At 70.4% G+C, this 17,966-nt stretch carries 16 protein-coding genes; 9 read left to right on the forward strand and 7 right to left on the reverse strand.

The features are described 5' to 3' along the window. Positions 1-11: 11 nt before the first annotated feature. Positions 12-1,616, reverse strand: coding sequence for a glycosyltransferase family 2 protein (locus tag ACN27F_RS21175; protein ID WP_421436051.1), 1,605 nt, complete (start codon positions 1,614-1,616; stop codon positions 12-14). Between the two features lie 490 nt (positions 1,617-2,106). Between ACN27F_RS21175 and ACN27F_RS21180 the strand changes: the two genes are divergently transcribed. After that, entirely contained in the window at positions 2,107-2,292 is a 186-nt protein-coding gene (locus ACN27F_RS21180) for a hypothetical protein (protein WP_421436053.1), read from the forward strand. Further along, positions 2,289-3,467 carry a glycosyltransferase gene (locus ACN27F_RS21185; RefSeq protein WP_421436056.1) on the forward strand — a complete coding sequence of 393 codons (1,179 nt, stop codon included), beginning with the start codon at positions 2,289-2,291 and terminating at the stop codon, positions 3,465-3,467. Before ACN27F_RS21180 ends, ACN27F_RS21185 begins: the two co-directional genes overlap by 4 nt. Here the strand turns inward: ACN27F_RS21185 and ACN27F_RS21190 are convergent. After that, positions 3,435-3,677, reverse strand: coding sequence for a hypothetical protein (locus tag ACN27F_RS21190; RefSeq protein WP_421436058.1), 243 nt, complete (start codon positions 3,675-3,677; stop codon positions 3,435-3,437). The two genes, ACN27F_RS21185 and ACN27F_RS21190, sit on opposite strands and share 33 nt — an antisense overlap. Here ACN27F_RS21190 and ACN27F_RS21195 point away from each other — a divergent pair. Continuing rightward, positions 3,676-4,236: a hypothetical protein gene (locus ACN27F_RS21195; protein ID WP_421436060.1), complete on the forward strand. Its 561-nt coding sequence runs from the start codon at positions 3,676-3,678 to the stop codon at positions 4,234-4,236. The two genes, ACN27F_RS21190 and ACN27F_RS21195, sit on opposite strands and share 2 nt — an antisense overlap. A 65-nt stretch (positions 4,237-4,301) precedes the next feature. Here the strand turns inward: ACN27F_RS21195 and ACN27F_RS21200 are convergent, their stop codons facing one another. Continuing rightward, complete coding sequence (locus ACN27F_RS21200) at positions 4,302-5,171, reverse strand: AraC family transcriptional regulator (RefSeq protein WP_421436062.1); 870 nt, start codon at positions 5,169-5,171, stop codon at positions 4,302-4,304. A 123-nt stretch (positions 5,172-5,294) separates the two neighbouring features. Here ACN27F_RS21200 and ACN27F_RS21205 point away from each other — a divergent pair, with 123 nt between their 5' ends. After that, entirely contained in the window at positions 5,295-6,062 is a 768-nt protein-coding gene (locus ACN27F_RS21205) for a hypothetical protein (protein WP_421436065.1), read from the forward strand. A gap of 9 nt (positions 6,063-6,071) precedes the next feature. Here the strand turns inward: ACN27F_RS21205 and ACN27F_RS21210 are convergent, their stop codons facing one another. Together ACN27F_RS21210 and ACN27F_RS21215 are read right to left on the reverse strand one after the other, a co-directional pair. After that, positions 6,072-6,710 carry a GNAT family N-acetyltransferase gene (locus ACN27F_RS21210; protein WP_421436067.1) on the reverse strand — a complete coding sequence of 213 codons (639 nt, stop codon included), beginning with the start codon at positions 6,708-6,710 and terminating at the stop codon, positions 6,072-6,074. 249 nt (positions 6,711-6,959) lie between these two features. Then, complete coding sequence (locus tag ACN27F_RS21215; RefSeq protein ID WP_421436070.1) at positions 6,960-8,684, reverse strand: CATRA conflict system CASPASE/TPR repeat-associated protein; 1,725 nt, start codon at positions 8,682-8,684, stop codon at positions 6,960-6,962. A 396-nt stretch (positions 8,685-9,080) separates the two neighbouring features. Between ACN27F_RS21215 and ACN27F_RS21220 the strand changes: the two genes are divergently transcribed. Genes ACN27F_RS21220 through ACN27F_RS21230 form a run of 3 tightly spaced genes read left to right on the forward strand, consistent with a single transcriptional unit; the run spans position 9,081 to position 10,729 of the window. Continuing rightward, positions 9,081-9,434, forward strand: coding sequence for a CATRA system-associated protein (locus tag ACN27F_RS21220; RefSeq protein WP_421436072.1), 354 nt, complete (start codon positions 9,081-9,083; stop codon positions 9,432-9,434). Continuing rightward, positions 9,431-10,168, forward strand: coding sequence for a CHAT domain-containing protein (locus tag ACN27F_RS21225; RefSeq protein ID WP_421436074.1), 738 nt, complete (start codon positions 9,431-9,433; stop codon positions 10,166-10,168). The genes ACN27F_RS21220 and ACN27F_RS21225 overlap by 4 nt, the downstream gene beginning before the upstream one ends. Before the next feature lie 15 nt (positions 10,169-10,183). Beyond that, the gene (locus ACN27F_RS21230) at positions 10,184-10,729 is read left to right on the forward strand and encodes a DUF6232 family protein (RefSeq protein ID WP_421436075.1); all 546 of its coding nucleotides are present in this window, start codon (positions 10,184-10,186) and stop codon (positions 10,727-10,729) included. A gap of 151 nt (positions 10,730-10,880) precedes the next feature. Here ACN27F_RS21230 and ACN27F_RS21235 read toward each other — a convergent pair whose 3' ends face one another. Both ACN27F_RS21235 and ACN27F_RS21240 read right to left on the reverse strand, forming a co-directional pair. Beyond that, a complete protein-coding gene (locus tag ACN27F_RS21235; protein WP_421436077.1) occupies positions 10,881-12,740 on the reverse strand; it encodes a S8 family peptidase in 1,860 nt (619 codons plus the stop codon). Positions 12,741-13,060: 320 nt separating this feature from the next. Beyond that, positions 13,061-14,503 (reverse strand): hypothetical protein, encoded by a 1,443-nt coding sequence (locus tag ACN27F_RS21240; protein ID WP_421436080.1) that lies wholly within the window; start codon positions 14,501-14,503, stop codon positions 13,061-13,063. A gap of 100 nt (positions 14,504-14,603) precedes the next feature. On the opposite strand from ACN27F_RS21240, the gene ACN27F_RS21245 reads away from it, so the two are divergent. Beyond that, the gene (locus tag ACN27F_RS21245) at positions 14,604-16,511 is read left to right on the forward strand and encodes a hypothetical protein (protein WP_421436082.1); all 1,908 of its coding nucleotides are present in this window, start codon (positions 14,604-14,606) and stop codon (positions 16,509-16,511) included. A 138-nt stretch (positions 16,512-16,649) separates the two neighbouring features. Beyond that, positions 16,650-17,966 carry an ABC transporter ATP-binding protein gene (locus tag ACN27F_RS21250; RefSeq protein ID WP_421440367.1) on the forward strand — a complete coding sequence of 439 codons (1,317 nt, stop codon included), beginning with the start codon at positions 16,650-16,652 and terminating at the stop codon, positions 17,964-17,966.

The raw sequence follows: 17,966 nt of genomic DNA on the forward strand, positions 1-17,966 counted from the left end.
GCTCGTCGCGATCAGCCGGTGGCGTCGGGGCGTTCGGTGGGCGGGGCGGACCGCAACCGCCGGGCGACCCGGCGTGCCGTGTCCCACGTCCTGCGTGCCGCTATCCGGCTCTGCCGCGATCCCATCTGGGTCAACCACTGCGGGCTGCGGACCAGTGTCCCGGCCACCCCGTCGGTCAGGATCAGGTGCGGGCAGCCGGCGTGTGCCGCCAGCCAGCCGATCCGGGCGCCGATGCGGGTCGGGCGCGTACCCCGGGTGCCGTGGCCGCCCCGCTCCGGCCCTGGCGGTACGGGGTACTCACGGCCGCTGTCGCGGACGACCACCTGGACGGCGTACTTGCCGCTGGTGAGTTCGCCGGCCGGCACCGTGCAGGTCCAGCGAATGTCGTTGCCGATCCGGTGCTGCACGGTCAACGGCTCGCGGATCATGCCGTCGCCGATCTCCAGCAGCAGGTCGTCACGTAGCTGACCGGGGTAGCCGTCGATGCCTACGCAGCGCAACGTGCCGTCGAGGGCGAGCTGTTGCCCGCCGTTGGCGCGCAGGGTGTGCACGCTTGTCGTGATCTCCGGAATGCGCAACAGGTCACGATAGGTATCGAAGTCGGCGTGTCCGAGGTAGGGCTGCCCGGCGTACACCCGTAGCGGCAGGCTGGATCGCGGGTCGCGGACGGTCGGCGTGTCCTGCTCGTAGATCGCGGCGGCGCGCAGACCGGCCCCGGCGTGGCGGACGAACTCGCTGGCCAGTCGGACCGGGATGTGCTTGAACAGGGCATGCATCCGGGCGGTGAACTCGCCGAGCTGATCATCGTCGCAACCCTTTGCCGCCCGCCAGGCGTAGTGCAGTTGGACGTAGGCGATCCACCGGTTGACCGCGTCCCGGTCGTCCGGCCGCAGGTCGCGACACTCGTCGACGAGTCGTTCGACGATGGTCAGGTGTTGCAGGATGCGCTCCGGCCGGCTGCGGGTGTCCATCAGCGAGGAGTTGTCGCCCCGCTGCCGGTAGAGGTAGACCAGCCGGGGCGTCAGCGCCGTCCGGGGGGAGCGGGCCAGCAGCGGTACGGTGAACAGCACGTCTTCGAACGCGGTGTTCTCGGTGAACCGGACACCGGCCGAGTCGATCAGATCGCGCCGGAAGATCTTGTTGCAGGCCGACGGGTTGCCGACGAGATCAGGGGCCTGCGAGATGTGTTCCACGACCCGTTCGCCAGCGAGCAGCTCGCGCCGCCACGCAGGATTGGGACGGGGCGGCAGGCCCTGCATGTCGCCAATGGCTACCGTCGCGTCGTGGCGGTCGGCGAGCTCTGTCAGGTGGGTGAGAGCACCATCGGGATAGATGTCGTCGGAGTCGAGGAACGCGAGGTAGCGGCCGGTGGCGAGCCGTAGTCCGTGGTTGCGCGCCGCGCCCAGCCCGGCGTTGTCCTGGCGTACGTAGCGCACGCCCGTGGCCGCGGCGTACTTCTGGGCGATGGCGGCTGATCCGTCCGTGGAGCCGTCGTCGATCACGACAACTTCGATGTGTTCCCGGCCGGGCTGGCGCTCGATCGAGTCGAGCGCCTCCGGAAGCCACTTCTCGGTGTTGAAGACCGGCACGATGACGCTCACCATGGGGGATGGCACGCACTCACCTCGAATCATCGATGGGTAATGTGGAACGGTGACCATTCGGGGTAGGTTGCGCCGCACGTTGCGTCCAGCACGGCAGGTAGTCCGCCGCTGGCAAGTGCTGGCCGGTCAACCAGCAGCGCTACTGTACAACCCCCACGTTACCGCGAGCGATATTCGACTTCTCGTCAGGAACGCTGACAAAAGGGGTGATCATGCGTTGGCGTGGGCCGCGCTGCTGCGTGCCGTCCAACGGGCCATCGCCGGCGAAGGCGAGCAGCGGCGGGTACGCCAAGCCGGCGGCGCCGCTCCGGTGCCCGCCGCAGCTCGCCGTCCCGCATCTCGCCGTCCCGCATCTCGCCGTCCCGCAGCTCGCCGTCCCGCATCCGACGGCGTTTCCACTGGTAGCCTCCCTGACAGCGGCGACGGGATCCTGCTCACCCTGAGTCGACCCGATCCGGCCGCCCCCGTCCAGGCCGAGCTCGGGGGACGACCGGTACCCCTGGTGTACTGGCGTGCGGCCTGGGTCGATTTGCCGCCCGCCCTCGTCGACCAGCTCACCACCGGTGTCCTCACCCGACTCGCCGCAGGCCACGGGGTCACCGCTGTGCGGGCCGGCGATTCGGACGGCGCACGGTTCGCACGTGCGGTCGCCGCCGGCATCGGTGCCCGGTACGGTGAGCATCCGTGATTCTTCCCTGGCGCCGCGGCACCATCGCCGGACACCTCGTCGACGACGCGCTCTCCGCGCTCACCGCCGGCGACTGGGCCGACCTCGACCAGCCACCGGTCGCCTGGCTGCACTGGCCGATCGACCTGGCCAATCCGTACCAGTCACTGCTCTACAGCCGGTTCCCCGGACACAACCTGGTGCCGATCCGGGTGCGCCGGCTCAACCAGCTCGACGAACTGATGCCCGCGCTACCCGACGGGATCGCCCGGGTGCTGCATGTGCACTGGCTGTACGACGTGACCGCCGGAAGTGCCACGACAGCGCAGGCCGAGGCGGCTGTCGACACGTTCGCCAAGAAGCTGGACTCGCTTCGCGAACAGGGCGTCCGCCTGGTCTGGACGGTGCACAACCTGCTGCCGCACGAGACCGTGCACCGGGAGACGGAGACCAGACTCCGTCGGGTGATGCTCGCCGCCGCCGACATCGTGCACATCATGCACGACAGCCACCTCGACCTCCTGCGGGACACCTTCGGCGCCGAACCCCGCGCGGTGGTGGTCGCGCCGCACCCCACCTTCGCCGGCGCGTACCCGGACTGGGTGGACCGGCCGGCGGCCCGCAGTCATCTCGGTATTCCGCTCGGTGCCCGGGTGCTGGTCACCTTCGGGCAGGTCCGGCCGTACAAGGGACACGGCGACTTTCTGGACGCACTCGACGTCGCGAACCGGCACGACCCGCACCTTCGCTGGCTGGTCGCCGGCAAGGTGCGTGAGGAGGCCGGCGGACCCGAGTTCATGCGCCGGGCCGCCGAGCACCCGGCGGTCATCTTCCATCCAGGGTTCGTGCCCGACATCGACGTGCAGTACTTCCTGCGGGCGGCCGACGCCGCCGTCTACCCCTACCGGTCGTCGCTGAACTCGGGCGCGCTGGCGCTGACCGCCGGATTCGAGCTGCCGGCGTACGTCTCGTCCGGCACGACCGTCGGCGGACTGATGCCGGACGTCGCGCTGCGCCGGTTCGACCTGGCCGATCCGGACAAGACCGCCGAGACGATCACCGGGGCCGGCGGCTGGGACCGCTCGGATTCGGCACGGGCGGCTATCCGCGACCACGTCGGCGGGCTCGCCCCGGCACGGGTCAGCGACCGGTTCGCGGTCGACCTACGCCGCCACCTCGACGCGCTGGTCGGCTGACCGGTGCTGGTCGGCTGACCGGTGCTGGCCGGCTATCCGGCGCCGGCCGTCGAAGTGGACGCCGCCGTGCGCGTCGCGCAGCAGCCCGTACACGACGATCCCGCCGATCTCCCGCAGACCGAGCCGGCGCAGGTCCCCGTTGGTCGAATGGCCAGGTCGACCAGTTTCCGGGCGGCGTCGCTGGCCATCGATCGCTAGGCTTGCCGGCATGTCGAGCCCGATGCCCGAACAGCGCTCGGACCGCGGGCTGGTGTGGGCCTCCGATGAGGTCATGGCCGGTATCGCGCAGCAGATTCAGCCGCAGATGAGGCAGCCGACGAGAAATGTCGTCACCCGGACAGCGATGCTGGCCTTCGTCGTCACCTGGCCGGCGGCCTTCATCGTCTTCGCGGTCGCGACCCTGGTCGTGCCGTCGGTGACCGACGGGGCGAGCGTCGCGGCGGCCGCTTTCTGGGCACTGCAGGTCGCCACGTTGATCGCCATCTCGACGATCGTCACGGCGCTGGCCGGACAGCGCGCCGCCAGGCCCGGGCCGGCCGACGGCGCTCCGTCGACCGGCCGGGCAGTGCTACGCGGTGTGGGCCATGCGCTGCTCACCGGGGCGTGCGCGGGACTGGTGCTGGCATTGCAGGGACTTTCGGCCGGCCAGATCGCGGCGCTGACCGGCGCGCTCGTCGCCGTACTGCATCTGCTGCCGCTGGTCGCGACCCGGCTGCTGCTCCGCAGCCGTCAGCGCCGCCGGGCCGGCTCGCCTGCCCCGGCGAGGTGACAGCCTGTCGGCAGCCGCACATCGGCGTGCCGACGTCGCGTCCTGCGCCCAGCCGGTCAGCCCGGTCAGCCCGGTTCGACGGGGAGCCACAGCTCACAGGTCGCGGTGCTGAAATCGTCCGCGCGGTCGAGCACCGCGACGAACGACGGACCTGGCCGCAGCCGCCACGGGTTGGACGGGAACCACTCGGTCGCGGTCGCCGCCCAGGCGGCCTGTAGGGCCTGGGGGTAGGGCCCTGCGGTGCGGAAGATCGCCCAGGTGCCGGCCGGCACCTCGATGGTGTCGAGGTCGGCGCTCACCGGCGTGTCCGTGTCGACGGCGACCCCGTGCAGGTAGGTCAACTCGCTGCCCTCGGTGCTGTCCGGGTCGAGGTCGTCGATGATCTGCAGCAGGCCGGCCGGCTCGGTGCTGCTGAGTGCCTTCAACCGGGCGTGCTCCTCGGCCGGCAACGCGGTGATGTGCTGCTGGATGTGCGGGTTGACGCCATGGTGGATCAGCGGAACCCGGGCTGAGTGTCCGGCGAGCCGGAACGCGGGGCGGTCGACGATACGGGTGTCCATGGGGGTGCTCCCTTCGACGGTCAGGCGGAACCTGAGCTGTGGTTGTGTGCGAAGGGGACCTCCGTCGCGGCGGGCGTCGCTCGGGCCGACGCCGTGCACCGCCCGGAACGCCCGGCCGAACGCCTCGGTCGAGCCGTACCCGAAGCGGACCCCGATGCTCAGCAGGTCGTGCTCTCCCCGGATGACGTCGGCGGCGGCGACGGTCATCCGTCGGCGGCGTACGTACTCCGACAGCGGCATACCGGCCAACGACGAGAACATCCGACGCAGGTGGTACTCGGTCGTGCCGAGCCTGTTGGCCAACCCGGCGATGTCGAGTTCCTCGGTGAGGTGTTGCTCGACGAGGTCGACCAGCTGATTGAGTGCCGAGATCATGAGGACCTCCTTCGACGTCAAGCCTGGTCGACGGCACCCCGGCCGCGCCCGACCGCTGTGGCCCGATCCGATCATCCGCTCAAGTCCGGTGCCCACGTCCGGCGGCGCGCGATGATGGTAGGCATGGGCGAACAGGACGACGAGCGGGCGCGGCAGCGGCCGCACGCCGCTGCCGCGGGTTCAAGACCCAAGACAGGGCTCGACTCGCTGCGCCTGTCGGTGGCACCGGACTCCGCTCCGGTCAGCGGCGGCTTCCAGGTGCAGGTCCACGTCAACGGGGTGGAGGTGACGGCGGCCGGCGCGGGCCTCGGGATGGATCCGTACGACCTGTTCGTGCCCGTCAACCGTCTGGTCGCCGGGCCGGGGCCGCAGACGGTGCCGATCGCGCGATGCACCTGCGGCGTCTACGGCTGCGCGTCGACCGACATCACGATCATCCCGGACGGCGACCTGGTGCACTGGGAGTGGTCGCAAAACGTTCCCATGCCACGTGGCGCGACGTTCAACGCAGCCGACTATGACGTGGAGGTGACCCGGGCAGCCGCCGACCACTCGTGGGAGACGCCGCAGCGCACCGCCGAACGTCTCGTGCTGACCCAGGTGGACCGGGACCATTTGGCCCGTTACCGCCTGCGCCCCGACTGGGTCGGTGCCGACCGCCGCGACGCCGACCGGTTCCGGATCGCGCTGCGCTTCGGTGACGACTACCAGGTATTCGTCAACGTCGCCTGGCGCGGCCGGTCGCCGGAGGCGCTGGCCCGGGACCTCTGCACGACCCTGACCCGCCCGCCACAGCACTGGGACGCCACCTGGCATGCCATTTCACCCAGACACGATGCGCCGCCGCCGATCGTCGGGCCGCGATGGCGACGGGAACGCGTCGGCAGATGAACGCATCGGTCAGTAGCCGCCGTTACCGCGCCGTGGCTGGGGCTCCCGCCACATCGGCCAAATGGGCGGGCCTTCCGGCAGTTGCACCGGACCGTGCGCCCGGTAGTGGTGCCGCAGGTAGAGGTTCCGGTTGCGTGGGGTGGTCGCCTCCAGGTAGCCGGGAGTGCCATGCCCGTCCACATGCCGATGATGATGCCGGAGCAGGGCGCTGCCGATCCCGGAACCCTGCCGCCACGGCGCCACCGCCAGGTACGCGAGGTGCCAGTGCGGCTGCCACGGGTAGTGCGCGGCCAGGATCCGGGCCAACGTGGCGAACCGCGCCTGCCACCGCCCTGCGGCGGACAGCAGTCGCAACTGATGCTCGCTGACCTGATCCGAATCCGTTGCCCGGCGCCGCCCGCGCGGCTGCCAGACCGCCACTCCGCCGAACTGGCCGGCGATGTGCACCATGCCACCGGTGCGGATCGCGTGGTCCAACTCGACGGTGAACAAGTCCCGGAAGACCCGGGCCCGGGCGTCGAGGTCGGCGATCAGCCACTGGGACACCGGTGCGATCAGAAACGCCTCGGTGAGCAAGGTCGCGGCCTGGGGTATGTCGGCCATCCCTGCTGTTCGGATCATGACGGCGGCGGGTTGGATCGCGGTCATCGGCGGGCTCCTGCCGGTCCGGCGGTACAGGGGTCTACCAGCGGGGCGACGGCTGGCGAGCCGCGCCGTGCAGTAGACGCCGGTACCGCCGGACCGGGTGACACCGCCGCAAGTCAGATGCCCGACAGCGTGGTGGACGAGGGGCATCGGGCAGTCCGAACCCGGACGCGTCCTGCACGGTGTGCGTACCGACGCCGTGCCGCTACTGCGATCCGGCGCTGAGCTGGCGTTCAAACGCCAATCGGTGACTCACGGTCGGCGGGAGAACACCCCCAGCGCGGCGAACCGGTTCGGATCGAGCCAACTCGTGCCGTCGTCGCGAACCGCGCAGCCAGCCGTCTTGAGCCGTTGCGCGACCTTGTGCATCGAGGTCACCGACCCGTCGAACTTGATGACGTTGCGTCCGCCGATGTCAGCGAAGGGACGCAGCCGGCCGACCTCGATCAGGACGGTGCGCTCCGGATGCAGCGCGAAGGCCATGCCGGCTTCGAACAGCACGTTGGGCCGGGCCTGTCCACCTGGCTGTGTCTCGTGATCGGGCTCGCCGGGACTGTGCAGTTCAGGGTGCAGGTGCGCCACGTCGTCAGGGGTCAGCAGCACGACAGCGGCTCGAACGTCCTCGAAGCCTTGGCGCACGGCGGCACCGAGGAACGGCGTAGCGGTCCGGGTGGCGCCGACGATGTCCTCCCACTCCCTGGGCCGTAGATCCAGCGCCCGGAGAAAATCCCAGAACGCGTTGACGAACGGCAGGTCGCGGCCGTGGATCACGAACACGCTGCGGGGATCGGGACCTGGCACGGCGGAATCCTCATCTGTCGATCGGCTCGGGCTGGTCAACTCTCGTCCGGTCGCCGCCTCGGGCCGGCTCGCCTGCCGCAGACGAGCTGCGGTCCGCAGGTATCGGGCACTGCCGGTCAGCTCGGCGAGGTCGTCGGCGAGCAGGGACTGGAACCAACCGGCGAGGTCGTCGTCCTCGGCAAACAACCCGTCGCCGGCGAGTAGGCAGGTGGCGTCGGTGCCGAGCGCGGACCGCATGTTCGTCCGCGCCGTCTCCACCGTGCCGACCATCAGGCGTAACTGCCGCACGATGGTAGCGGCCACGAACTCGCCGTCGGCCAGCGACAGGTGGCCTGCCACGGCAGCCGTCCGGGCCGGCTCCGCCGCGTCCACCGGTGCCGGCCCCGTCGGGCGGCCCAGCCCGGCAGCGAGGTCGACCTGCGTGGCGAGGTCGCCGCTGGCGATCCTGACCCGCAGGTGGTACCGGATGGTCGCCGCGTGCAGCAGGTAACGCGCCAACGGTGGCAGGTAGGGGTCCCCGGCCGACCAGGTCCAGGCGCTCAGGTCCGACCCACCTTCGTGTGGTGCCAGGACGACCAGCCTGCGGTCGGCGCGGGCGTCGCTGGTCGGGCCGACCTCCCACACCGTGATCCCGGCCGAGTTGACGGCAGTGTCGGACCACTGGGGACCGGCCGCCCCGACCGGAAGCAGCGCGAGCACGTCGGCGATCGGCGGTGGAGCCTCGGCGGGTGCGCCGCCGGGCGTCAACGCCTGGTAGATCCGGACACTGCCCAGCAGGTTCGTGGATCGCGCCCGGGCGATGGCTGACCAGGTCCGGTCGAGACCGGTCCAATCCGGCAGGCCGGCGGCTAGGCCCGGAGCGAGTACGGCGGAGAGAACCACCAGGTCGTGGTGACGGCGCAGCACGACCTGGTGGACACCGGCAGTGGCTTGCTGGCCGGCGATTGGCACGTCGTCGAGCCCGAGAACCTCGTGCCGTACCTCGGCCAGACGTGGCCACCGTCGGGGGAGCGACGCCTGGTGGATCGGCCGGTGCATCGCCGCGACCGTGCGGCAACCATGCCAGACGTGTTCGAGGTCGGCAAAGGCTCGTTCCGCGCGGGGGCCGGTGAGCGGCGCGAACAGGTGTACCACCAGTTCTGGCGACTGAATCGCCGGCCGCGCGGTCTCGGGCATCAGCAAATACTAGGCGGTGGGTCAGCTGAGAATCGATACCGGGGCAGCTCGGATCGAGATTACGGCCTGTCCGGTGGGTAGGAGCAGGCCCCGATCTCGGTGTCGGTCATCGATGAGGAAGCGGATCAGAAGCATAACCGGTGGTGAATCGGAATTAGGTCGGACGTTCGGTCGAAGGGGTGCCGCAGGAGTTGTTCGAGGTGCGTGGCGCGCCATCCCGATCGCCGATCCTGCCCGGCGTAACAGGTTAGGCGCCGCCGTACGACCGGTCAGGTCGCGTTGGCCTGTGGCCGAACTCGCAAGCCGAATTGGTAAGTCCTACCGAAGAATCCCGGTCCTAGTATTTGTGCTTCAACCGGAGATTGACGAGTGTGGTCTTTCTATTTGAGGGGATTCATGGCAAGTGAGCTGCATACCCTCGACACGAGGGTGGAGCGCTTCGTTATTGGGGCGCTCAGCGATCTCGACGAGGTCGAAACTGACGATGCGGCATTCTGGCTGGCCGTTCTGGCTGAGCTGGATGCGTTGGAAAGGGCACTCACCGCGGGCGATGTGTCGGCCGTGATCGTCGTCGCGCGGCGGCTCGTCCGGATGGGGGCACGGCGGGCAACACCGATCGGGGCCGGGCGGCGCAAGCCGATGACCAAATCGGTGCGCGATCGTCGGACCATCCTGATGCACATCATCGGGATGAGCTCGGGCGGCGCCGCCGGCACATCGAAGAGCAGCGGGAAGAAGGGGCGACGGTGATCGGTTCAGGAGGCTTCGGCGACACGGTCCACGGGGACAAGTTCACCGGGGACAAGATCGGCGGCGACAAGTTCGGCGGCGACAAGATCATGGGCGACGTCATCGGCAGGGACAAGGTCAGTTTTCGGGCGCACCGGCCGGTCGACCCGCGAGTAATCCTGATCATGAGTGCCAATCCGCGCGGAACCAGTGCCCTGCGGCTGGCCGACGAGGTGCGGGAGATTTCGGCTGCGGTGACCCGGGCCCAGGCACGGGATCGGGTGGCGGTGCACACCGCTGCCGCGTTGCGACTGGATGACCTGCAGCAGTCGCTACAACAGCACCGGCCGGCCCTTGTCCACTTTTCGGGTCATGGCACCGAGTCCGACGGGCTGCTGGTCAACGACGAGTTCGGGCTGCGGCAACCGGTGCCTCCGCAGGCGCTGAGCCGCCTGTTCGGGATCCTGCACGACTCGCTGCGCTGTGTCGTACTCAGCGCCTGTTCCACATACCAGCAGGCCCGTGCCGTCGCGGAGCACGTTCCGTGTGTCATTGGCATGCGTGGCGCGGTCCCCGACGACACGGCCGTCCGATTCGCCACCGGCTTCTACGAAGCCATCGCCTTCGGTCAGTCGGTGCGTGCCGCGTTCGAGCTCGGCTGCAACCGGATCGAACTGCACGGGCACGACGACGCGGGAATCCCGGCACTGTTGTCGGACCCGGGAGTGGCCGAGCAGACCTTCATCGTGGAATGACCGAGAGGACTCGAAGTGGGACACAGTCACTCGACCGTGCAGGTCGGCGTCCGTAACCGGACGCTCTGGGTCGGCGGGGAAGCCTACCCGTTGCACAACATCGCCCGGGTGCACGCCAGGGAGTGGACGCCCGACCGTGGTGCTGCGGTCCGGGAGTTCGCCAAGAACGTCGCCAAGCCGATCGCGGCGGGTATGTTCGCGCTGGTGCTGCTCGCCTGTCTCGGCGGGGACGCGGTGCCGGGCACGGTGTACGTCGGGCTCTTTCTCCTCGTCGGCGGCATCGTGACGGTACGCGCCGTACAGCTGATCCGTTATGTCTCCCAGCAGAACCGCTACGCGTTGGTGGTGGAGACCGCCGGCAGCCCGCACGCCGCTCTGGTCAGCACGGACAGGAACGTGGTGCTGGGCCTGGTAGGGCAGGTCGTGGAGGCGATCGACAATCCGGCCAAGGAGTTCAGCCTGCACGTCGAGCAGGTCTACGGGGACAAGTTCGACGGGGACAAGTTCGACGGTAGCAAGTTCGACGGCGATCACATCGGTGGTAACAAGATCAGTTACTGAGCCGTACGTCGCCGGTGCCTGGACTTTCGCGGCGGGCGTGACCGGCCCACTCGCTGGGGAGCTCCTGGCGTCAGGCGGCCTCGGGTGCGACCCGGCGAACTTCACCGGGCCGCACCCGAGGCACGATCAGGACGAGCCGTTGGCCAGCGCGCTACAGATCGAGCGTCCAGGTGTTGATGTAGCCGGTGTCTCCGCTGAAGATGTCCCGCACCCGCAGTTGCCAGGTGCCGTTGGCCGTCTCCGACGACAGGTTCACCGTGTACGTCTCGATCACGTTGTCCGCCCCGTCGAAGAACGCCCAGCTCTTCAACCGGTACGACGACCCGTCCGGCGCGATCAGGTCGACGATCAGGTCACCGCGGTAGGTGTGCTGGATGTTGACGTCCACGGTCGACGACGACGAGGCGTTGCCGCTGCAGCCGCTGATCGCGATGCTGCTGCTGACCCACGACCCGCTGTCCGGGATCGCCACGTCGGTGGCGTTGGTGCCGGTGCAGCCGCCGCCCGCGCCGATCACCGTCAGAGAGAAGGCGGCGGTACGGGTGGCCGACGTGCCGGTGCCGGTGACGGTCACCGAGTAGGTGCCGGCCGGGGTGCTCGCCGAGGTGCTGATGGTCAGGCTGGACGAGCCGCCCGAGGTGACACTCGACGGGCTGAAGCTGGCCGTCGCGCCGCTCGGCAGACCGCTGGCCGAGAAGCTGACCGACTGCGCCGAGCCGGAGGTGGTGGTGGTCGACACCGTCGCCGACACCGAACCGCCCGGCAGCGTCGAGCCCGAGGTCGGGCTCACCGACATCGAGAAGTTGTCCGCAGGCGGGGTGCCGTCGTTGACCACGTACAACAGCCGGTTCGGCGAACCGCTGCCGGGGTTGCCGACCGCGTCGACCGTCGCGTTGTCGTACAGGTAGTCCCGGACCTGCTGCGGGGTCCAGCTCGGGTTGGCCGAGGCGACCAGCGCGGCGGCGCCGACCACGTGCGGGGTGGCCATCGACGTACCGCTGATGGTGTTGGTCGCGGTGTCGCTGGTGTACCACGCCGAGGTGATCGACGAGCCCGGGGCGAAGATGTCCAGGCAGGTGCCGTAGTTGGAGTAGCTGGCCCGAGCGTCGGTGCTGGTGGTGGCGCCGACGGTGATGCCCTCGGTGACCCGCGACGGGGAGGTGTTGCAGGCGTTCGCGGAGCTGTTGCCCGCGGCCAGGCCGTAGGTGATGCCGGCGGCGATCGAGTTGCGTACGGCCGTGTCCAGCGAGGTGTTCGCGCCGCCGCCGAGGCTCATGTTCGCCACCGCGGGCAGCACCGCGTTGTCGGTGACCCAGTCGACACCGGCGATGACGCCGGCGGTGGTGCCACTGCCGGAGCAGTTCAGCACCCGTACGCCGATTAGGGCGACACCCTTCGCCACGCCGTACGCGCCGCCGCCGACCGTGCCGGCGACGTGCGTGCCGTGGCCGTTGCAGTCGTCCGCCGCGCCGCCGTCGACCGCGTCGAAGCCGGTGACCGCGCGGCCACCGAAGTCGCTGTGGCTGAACCGGATGCCGGTGTCGATGATGTACGCGTGCACGTTGGGTGCCGTGTTCGGGTAGGTGTACGAGTCGTCCAGCGGCAGACTGCGCTGGTCGATCCGGTCCAGGCCCCAGGACGGCGGGTCGAGTTGGGTGTCGGCGATCTGTACGGTGTGGTTCTGCTCGACGTAGTCCACGCTCGGGTGGGCGGCGATCCGCGCGGCCTGCTCGGCGCTCGCCGAGATCTCGAAGCCGCGCAGGGCCGCGTGGTAAGTACGGGCAACCGTACGCCCGTACTTGCTTGCCAGGCTGCGGGCGGTTTCGGCGACCTCGCCGCGACCGACCGCGCTGTCCTTGAACACCACGATGTAGCTGTCTTTCACCGCGGTCTCGCCACCAGCGTGCCGGATCGTGCCTTCCGGCTCGGCGGCGGTGACCGGTCCGGCGGCTGCCGCCATCATCGCCAGTGCGGTAACACCGACGACGATGATCCTGCGGGGGAGATTCATCTCCCGTTCCTCCCATCAGATCGGCAGGCGTCCGTCCGCTGACGGTCACAGCGGATCAGTGAACGCCGATCTTGCTGAGAGTAGTCTGTGGTGATACTGAAAGAGATATTCCGAAACTCCTATACCACTGGTGGGATGGATCCGGCGCAATGCGCCGCGAGCAGCGGATAGTGATCCGTTTCCGGCACGGCGGTGCCCTCGAAAGGCCGAAAATCTTTCGCGAATCGCTTGGATCCGGGGCATCGGCGCCGGCCGCCGGGCGACCCGGAGTCCTCAGCGGGCGACCGGGAGTGGCGGTGGTTTCAGTGGTTTCAGTGGGCTCAGCGGGCGACCAGCCGGCGGCGTACGCCACGGGCGTACTGGCGGGCCACGAACACCGTTGCCCTGCCCAGGCTGCGGGCACCGCCGACCGCGACGGTCTGCGCGGGCCGCTGCCGGGCGGCGGTGCCCGCGGTAGCCGGGCCGGTCACGGTGTCTGCCAGCAGGTCGACGACCCCGTACTCGCTGCCGGTCTCCCACCGTTGGCCATGGCTGGCCGCTACCGCCTCGACCAGCGCGCCCTCCGAGGTGCCGGCGTGCAGCGCGCGGGCGCGTGCGGCGGTGGACCACAGTTCGACCGCATGGGTCGCCGATCCGGCACCGGCCGGGAGCACCCGCAGCAGGCCGCATCGCCACTTCTCCATGGCGGCGACGAGGGCGCCGACGGTGCTCGCGTCGACGCCGAGCCGGGCCGGCACCCGCAGCAGGTACGGTGCCGGATACGCGCTCGTCGGGGCGGTCGCACGCATGGTCACCCGCGGCTCGAAGCGGTACTCGGCCGCGAGCAGCCGTAGGTCGGCACCACCACCGTCGCGGTGGGCCGCGTCGTCGTGCCAGTCCGCGACCAACACGACATGCAGGTCCCGCTCGTCGCCAGCCAGCAGCCGGTCCACGCAGGAACGCACCACCTCGTACGGCTGATCGGCCGGGACCACGGCGGTGACCAGCGGCACATGCCAGGTCCGGCCGGGCCGGCGCCGGTGCTCGCGCGGGTAGGCCATCAGGTCGGCGAGCCCTGCCGGCGATCCTCCCGCCGTCGACGCTCCGGCGGCGACCGGTGGAATCCAGACCCGGGCCGCCGGCTCGGGCACGAACAGCGCGCCGGCCTGCGCCAGCCGGTAGCCGACCTCGACGTCGGCGCCCTGGCAGCCGTCAGCGCCGGCCTGGTAACGATCCCGCCGAAAGGCGAACGCGGTGCCGGCGACGGCCAGGAAGGCAAGATGATCGGCGGTGCGCAGCTGGTGGGTGGCGGCCAACCGCCGGGCCAGCTCGGCACCGGCCGTGCAGCCGGGAAAGAGCTGGTCCAGAGTGCCGGCGCCGACGTGTGTGGAGATCACGTCCGGGTCAGGACCGATGCCGCCGGGGTCGGCATCGGGGAAGATCATCGGTACGGCGAGACTGACCGCCTCCGGGCTGGTGTGCGGCCAACGGGCGAGCGCGGTGACGAAGTCCGACGCCGGGACCGCGCCGGCCGGTATGCGTACCACGATCTCGCCCTTGGCGGCGCCGACCTCGTTCGGGAACGCGCCGTCCGTGCCGCAGCTGCCGAGGTACAGCAGATCGCTCGGGTACTGCTGCTGGTGCAGCGCGGCCGTGGTACGCGCGACGGCGGCCGGGTCGTCACCGACGACGATCACACCCACCGTGGTGGTGGGAACCCACTGCCCGAGATCGGGTGGTGCCAGCCGTGCCCAGTCGTTGTGCGCGGACGGAGCGGATGACACAGCGCCAGGCAGGGACACGCGTGCAGCCTACCGGACCGCTGGCCGGTAGCCTCGGTTGCGCAACCAGGATCCGGGTGCGTGACAGACAGGTGGCGGCGGGGTGGGACGACGCGCGGTGGCGGCGAAGATGGCGAGCGGCTTGCGTACCGGACTGGCCACGGTCGGGGGCGGGCGGCGCTGGTGGTGGCGGTTGCGGGTGGACAGCCAGCCCGCCGTCGACCGGTCCGCCGTCGACCGGTCTGTCCGGCCGGTGGTGCTGCCGACCGGTCCGGTCCGGCACGCGGTGGTCGACGCCGCGTCGGTGGCGGCCGTGCGCCGGCTGCTGGCCGAGCCGGCCGCCGGCACGCCCGTTCGGCGGCTGACGCTGCGGGTACGCCGGTGGCGAGCGCCGGCACCCGGCTGGTGCGGCCGGCTCGGTCCATTGCCCGGGGTGCGGCGGCACCAGGTCCGGCTGCCACCGACCGGCGGGGCCCGGGTCAGCGTCGAGCTGGTACGCCCGATCGCCCTCTACGACCTGCTCGCGGCGGTGCTGGAGGTGCTCGCCCCGGTCCGGCCGCTACCCCGGGTGGCGAGCGCGGACGTCACCGCGCTCGGCTGCGCGCCAGCCTGGTTGCCGTTGTCGGCGCGGCACACGACGACCGCTGACCCGTTGGCACCCAACGAGGAGATCCGGGCGTACGACGTGGTGCTCGCGCCGGACGCGGCGGCACTCGCCACCGAGGCGCCGCTGTACGGCGTCGCGGTGACCGCGAGCGGTACCGGCGCGCGGGTGACCAACCGCCGGCCGATGGTGCTGATCGACCCGGCGGTGGCCAACCCGGTCGGGCGGGGCCGGCGGTACGGACCGTCGGAGCCGACCTGTTCGCTGGAGTTCCTGCCGGACGATCCGGTACCGCGTTGGCAGCTACGGCCGGCCGGAGACGTCACGGCGGCTCCGGTGGCGCAGGGTCGGTGCGACGCGCTGCCGCTCGACGGTGACCAGCTGTCGGCGGTGCGGCGCTTCGTGCATCTGCGGTGCGGCGAGGTGCCGGCCGCGGCTCCGGCGGCGGAAGCGTTGCTGCTGGCACAGCTGGCCGCCACCGGGGTGCTGCTGCACGCGCCGAACCTGCCACCGGCGGTGGCCGACCGGCTCGCCGAGCCGTTGCTGGACGTGCTCGGCAGCGACCTGCCGGCGGTCTCCGCCGACCCGCTGGAGTGGGAGATCCGCAGCGTCAGACAGCGGTCGGCGGCGTTGCGCGGGCACGCCGGTGCGTTCGCCGCGGGCGACGTGACCGCTGATGTCTTTCCGTCGCTCGCCGCGCCGCCGTCGGTGAGCGCGGTGCTCGTCACCCGCCGGCCGGAGTACCTGCCGGAGGTGGTGCGGCAGCTCGCCGGGCAGAGCTATCCGGAGCTGGAGATCGTGCTCTGCCTGCACGGCATCGAGCTGGCCGCGGACATCCGGGCCCAGCTTGCCGGCTGCGGGCGGCCGATCGAGATATTCAGTGCCCCGGCCGGGTTCAGCTTCGGCGAGGTGATGGGCTCGGCGACGGCCCGGGCGCGGGGCAGCCTGGTCACCAAGGTGGACGATGACGACGTCTACGGACCCGAGCACGTCTGGGACCTGGTCCTGGCCCGGGAGTTCTCCGGTGCGACGCTGGTCGGCAAGGCGGCCGAGTTCGTGGTGTTGCAGACCCTCGGCGTGACGGTACGCCGGGCAGCGGTACCACCGGAGGCGTACGGCCCTCCGGTCGCCGGCGGCACCATGTTGCTGTCCCGGGGTGATCTGGAGGCGGTCGGTGGCTGGCGACCGGTGCCCCGTTCGGTGGACCGGGGCCTGATGGACCGGGTGCTGCGGGCTGGTGGGCTGATCTACCGGACTCATCCGCTGGGCTATCTGTACGAGCGGCGGGCGAGCGGGCACACCTGGGACGCCGGGCTCGACTACTTCCTGCGCCGGGGCGGACAGCAGTGGAACGGGGTGCCCCGGTATGAGGAGTTCGGCACGGAGCTGAGCCCGGTGGCAAAGTAACCGCTCGGTAATCCTCGCGAGCTGCGCTGTAATCGAGCTGTCACAATATGAACATGGCACGTTTACCCGATGTGCTAGGGCGATGGCGCTCGTCACAGTCATTCCGGGGGCCGGCAACCGATGCTGCGGGAGGTGACGGTGACCACCGTCGCGCTCAAGGACGTGACCAAGGTCTTTGCGGACGGGACCATCGCTGTCGACAACGTCAATCTCGACGTCAACGACGGCGAGTTCATGGTGCTGCTCGGGCCGTCCGGCTGCGGCAAGTCGACGGTGCTGCGCATGATCGCCGGATTGGAGGATCCGACCAGCGGGGCGGTTCTGCTCGACGGTGAACTGGCCAACGACATCCCACCCCGGGATCGTCGCGTCGCCATGGTCTTCCAGGATTTCGCGCTCTATCCGCACATGTCGGTCGGCGACAATATCGCCTTCCCGCTGCGGCTGTCCGGCGTCGATCCCGAATCGCGCACCGAGCGGGTGGCCGACGTGGCAAGTGCGCTCGGCATCGGTGACGTGCTGTCCCGCCGACCGAACCAGCTCTCCGGCGGCCAGCGCCAGCGGGTGGCGATGGGGCGGGCCATCGTACGTCGACCCGGCCTGTTCCTGATGGACGAGCCGCTGTCCAACCTGGACAGCGGGCTGCGGGCCGAGCTACGGGCGGAGATTTCCGGGCTGGTGCGCGAACTCGGGGTCAGCACCGTCTACGTCACCCACGACCAGGCCGAGGCGCTGACCATGGCCGACCGGGTGGCCATCATGCGCCGGGGCGTGCTGCAGGACGTCGGCACCCCGACCGAGGTGTACGGCCGGCCGGCCACCCTCTACGTCGCGGCCTTCCTCGGTAGTCCCCGGATGAACCTGCTCGAAGCCTCGGTCTACGTCCACCTCGATCGCTACGTCGCGCTCAATCTTGGCGAACAGGCGCTCTACCTGCCGTGGAGCGACATCCGGGCGCGGGCCGTGTCGCACTACCACGGGGAACGGATCGTCGTCGGCATGCGGGCCGAAGCGCTCACCCCGGTCGCCCCCGACGCTCCCGGCGACGTGTTGCGGGGTCGGATTCGGTTCCTGGAGCACCACGGGCACGAGTCGCTGGCCTTCCTCGACATCGGTGCCACCGCGATCATGGTGGACGACCTGGGCGGCCAGCCGGCGGATCCGGTCAACGGGTCGACCGGGCGACTGCGCCGGCTCGGCAGCGTCATGCAGCGGCTCACCGGCCGGTCGACCGAAACCGGCGAGGGCGTGGAGGCCGGCGGACGGCCCGGCTCGGCCCGGGAGAGCGTGCTGAGCGATCCCGGGCGGCATCACCGCCGGCCGGCCGAGTTGGCGGTACGGCTGGCGCCGTACCCGGCGGTCAGTTCCGGGCATCCGCTGTCCGTGGCGGTCCGGATGGACGCCTTGCACTTCTTCGACGAGCGGGGCGACCGGATCGACGTGGGGTGGCGCTGA

This window comes from Solwaraspora sp. WMMB335 (assembly GCF_049179075.1).
Lineage (GTDB): Bacteria > Actinomycetota > Actinomycetes > Mycobacteriales > Micromonosporaceae > Micromonospora_E.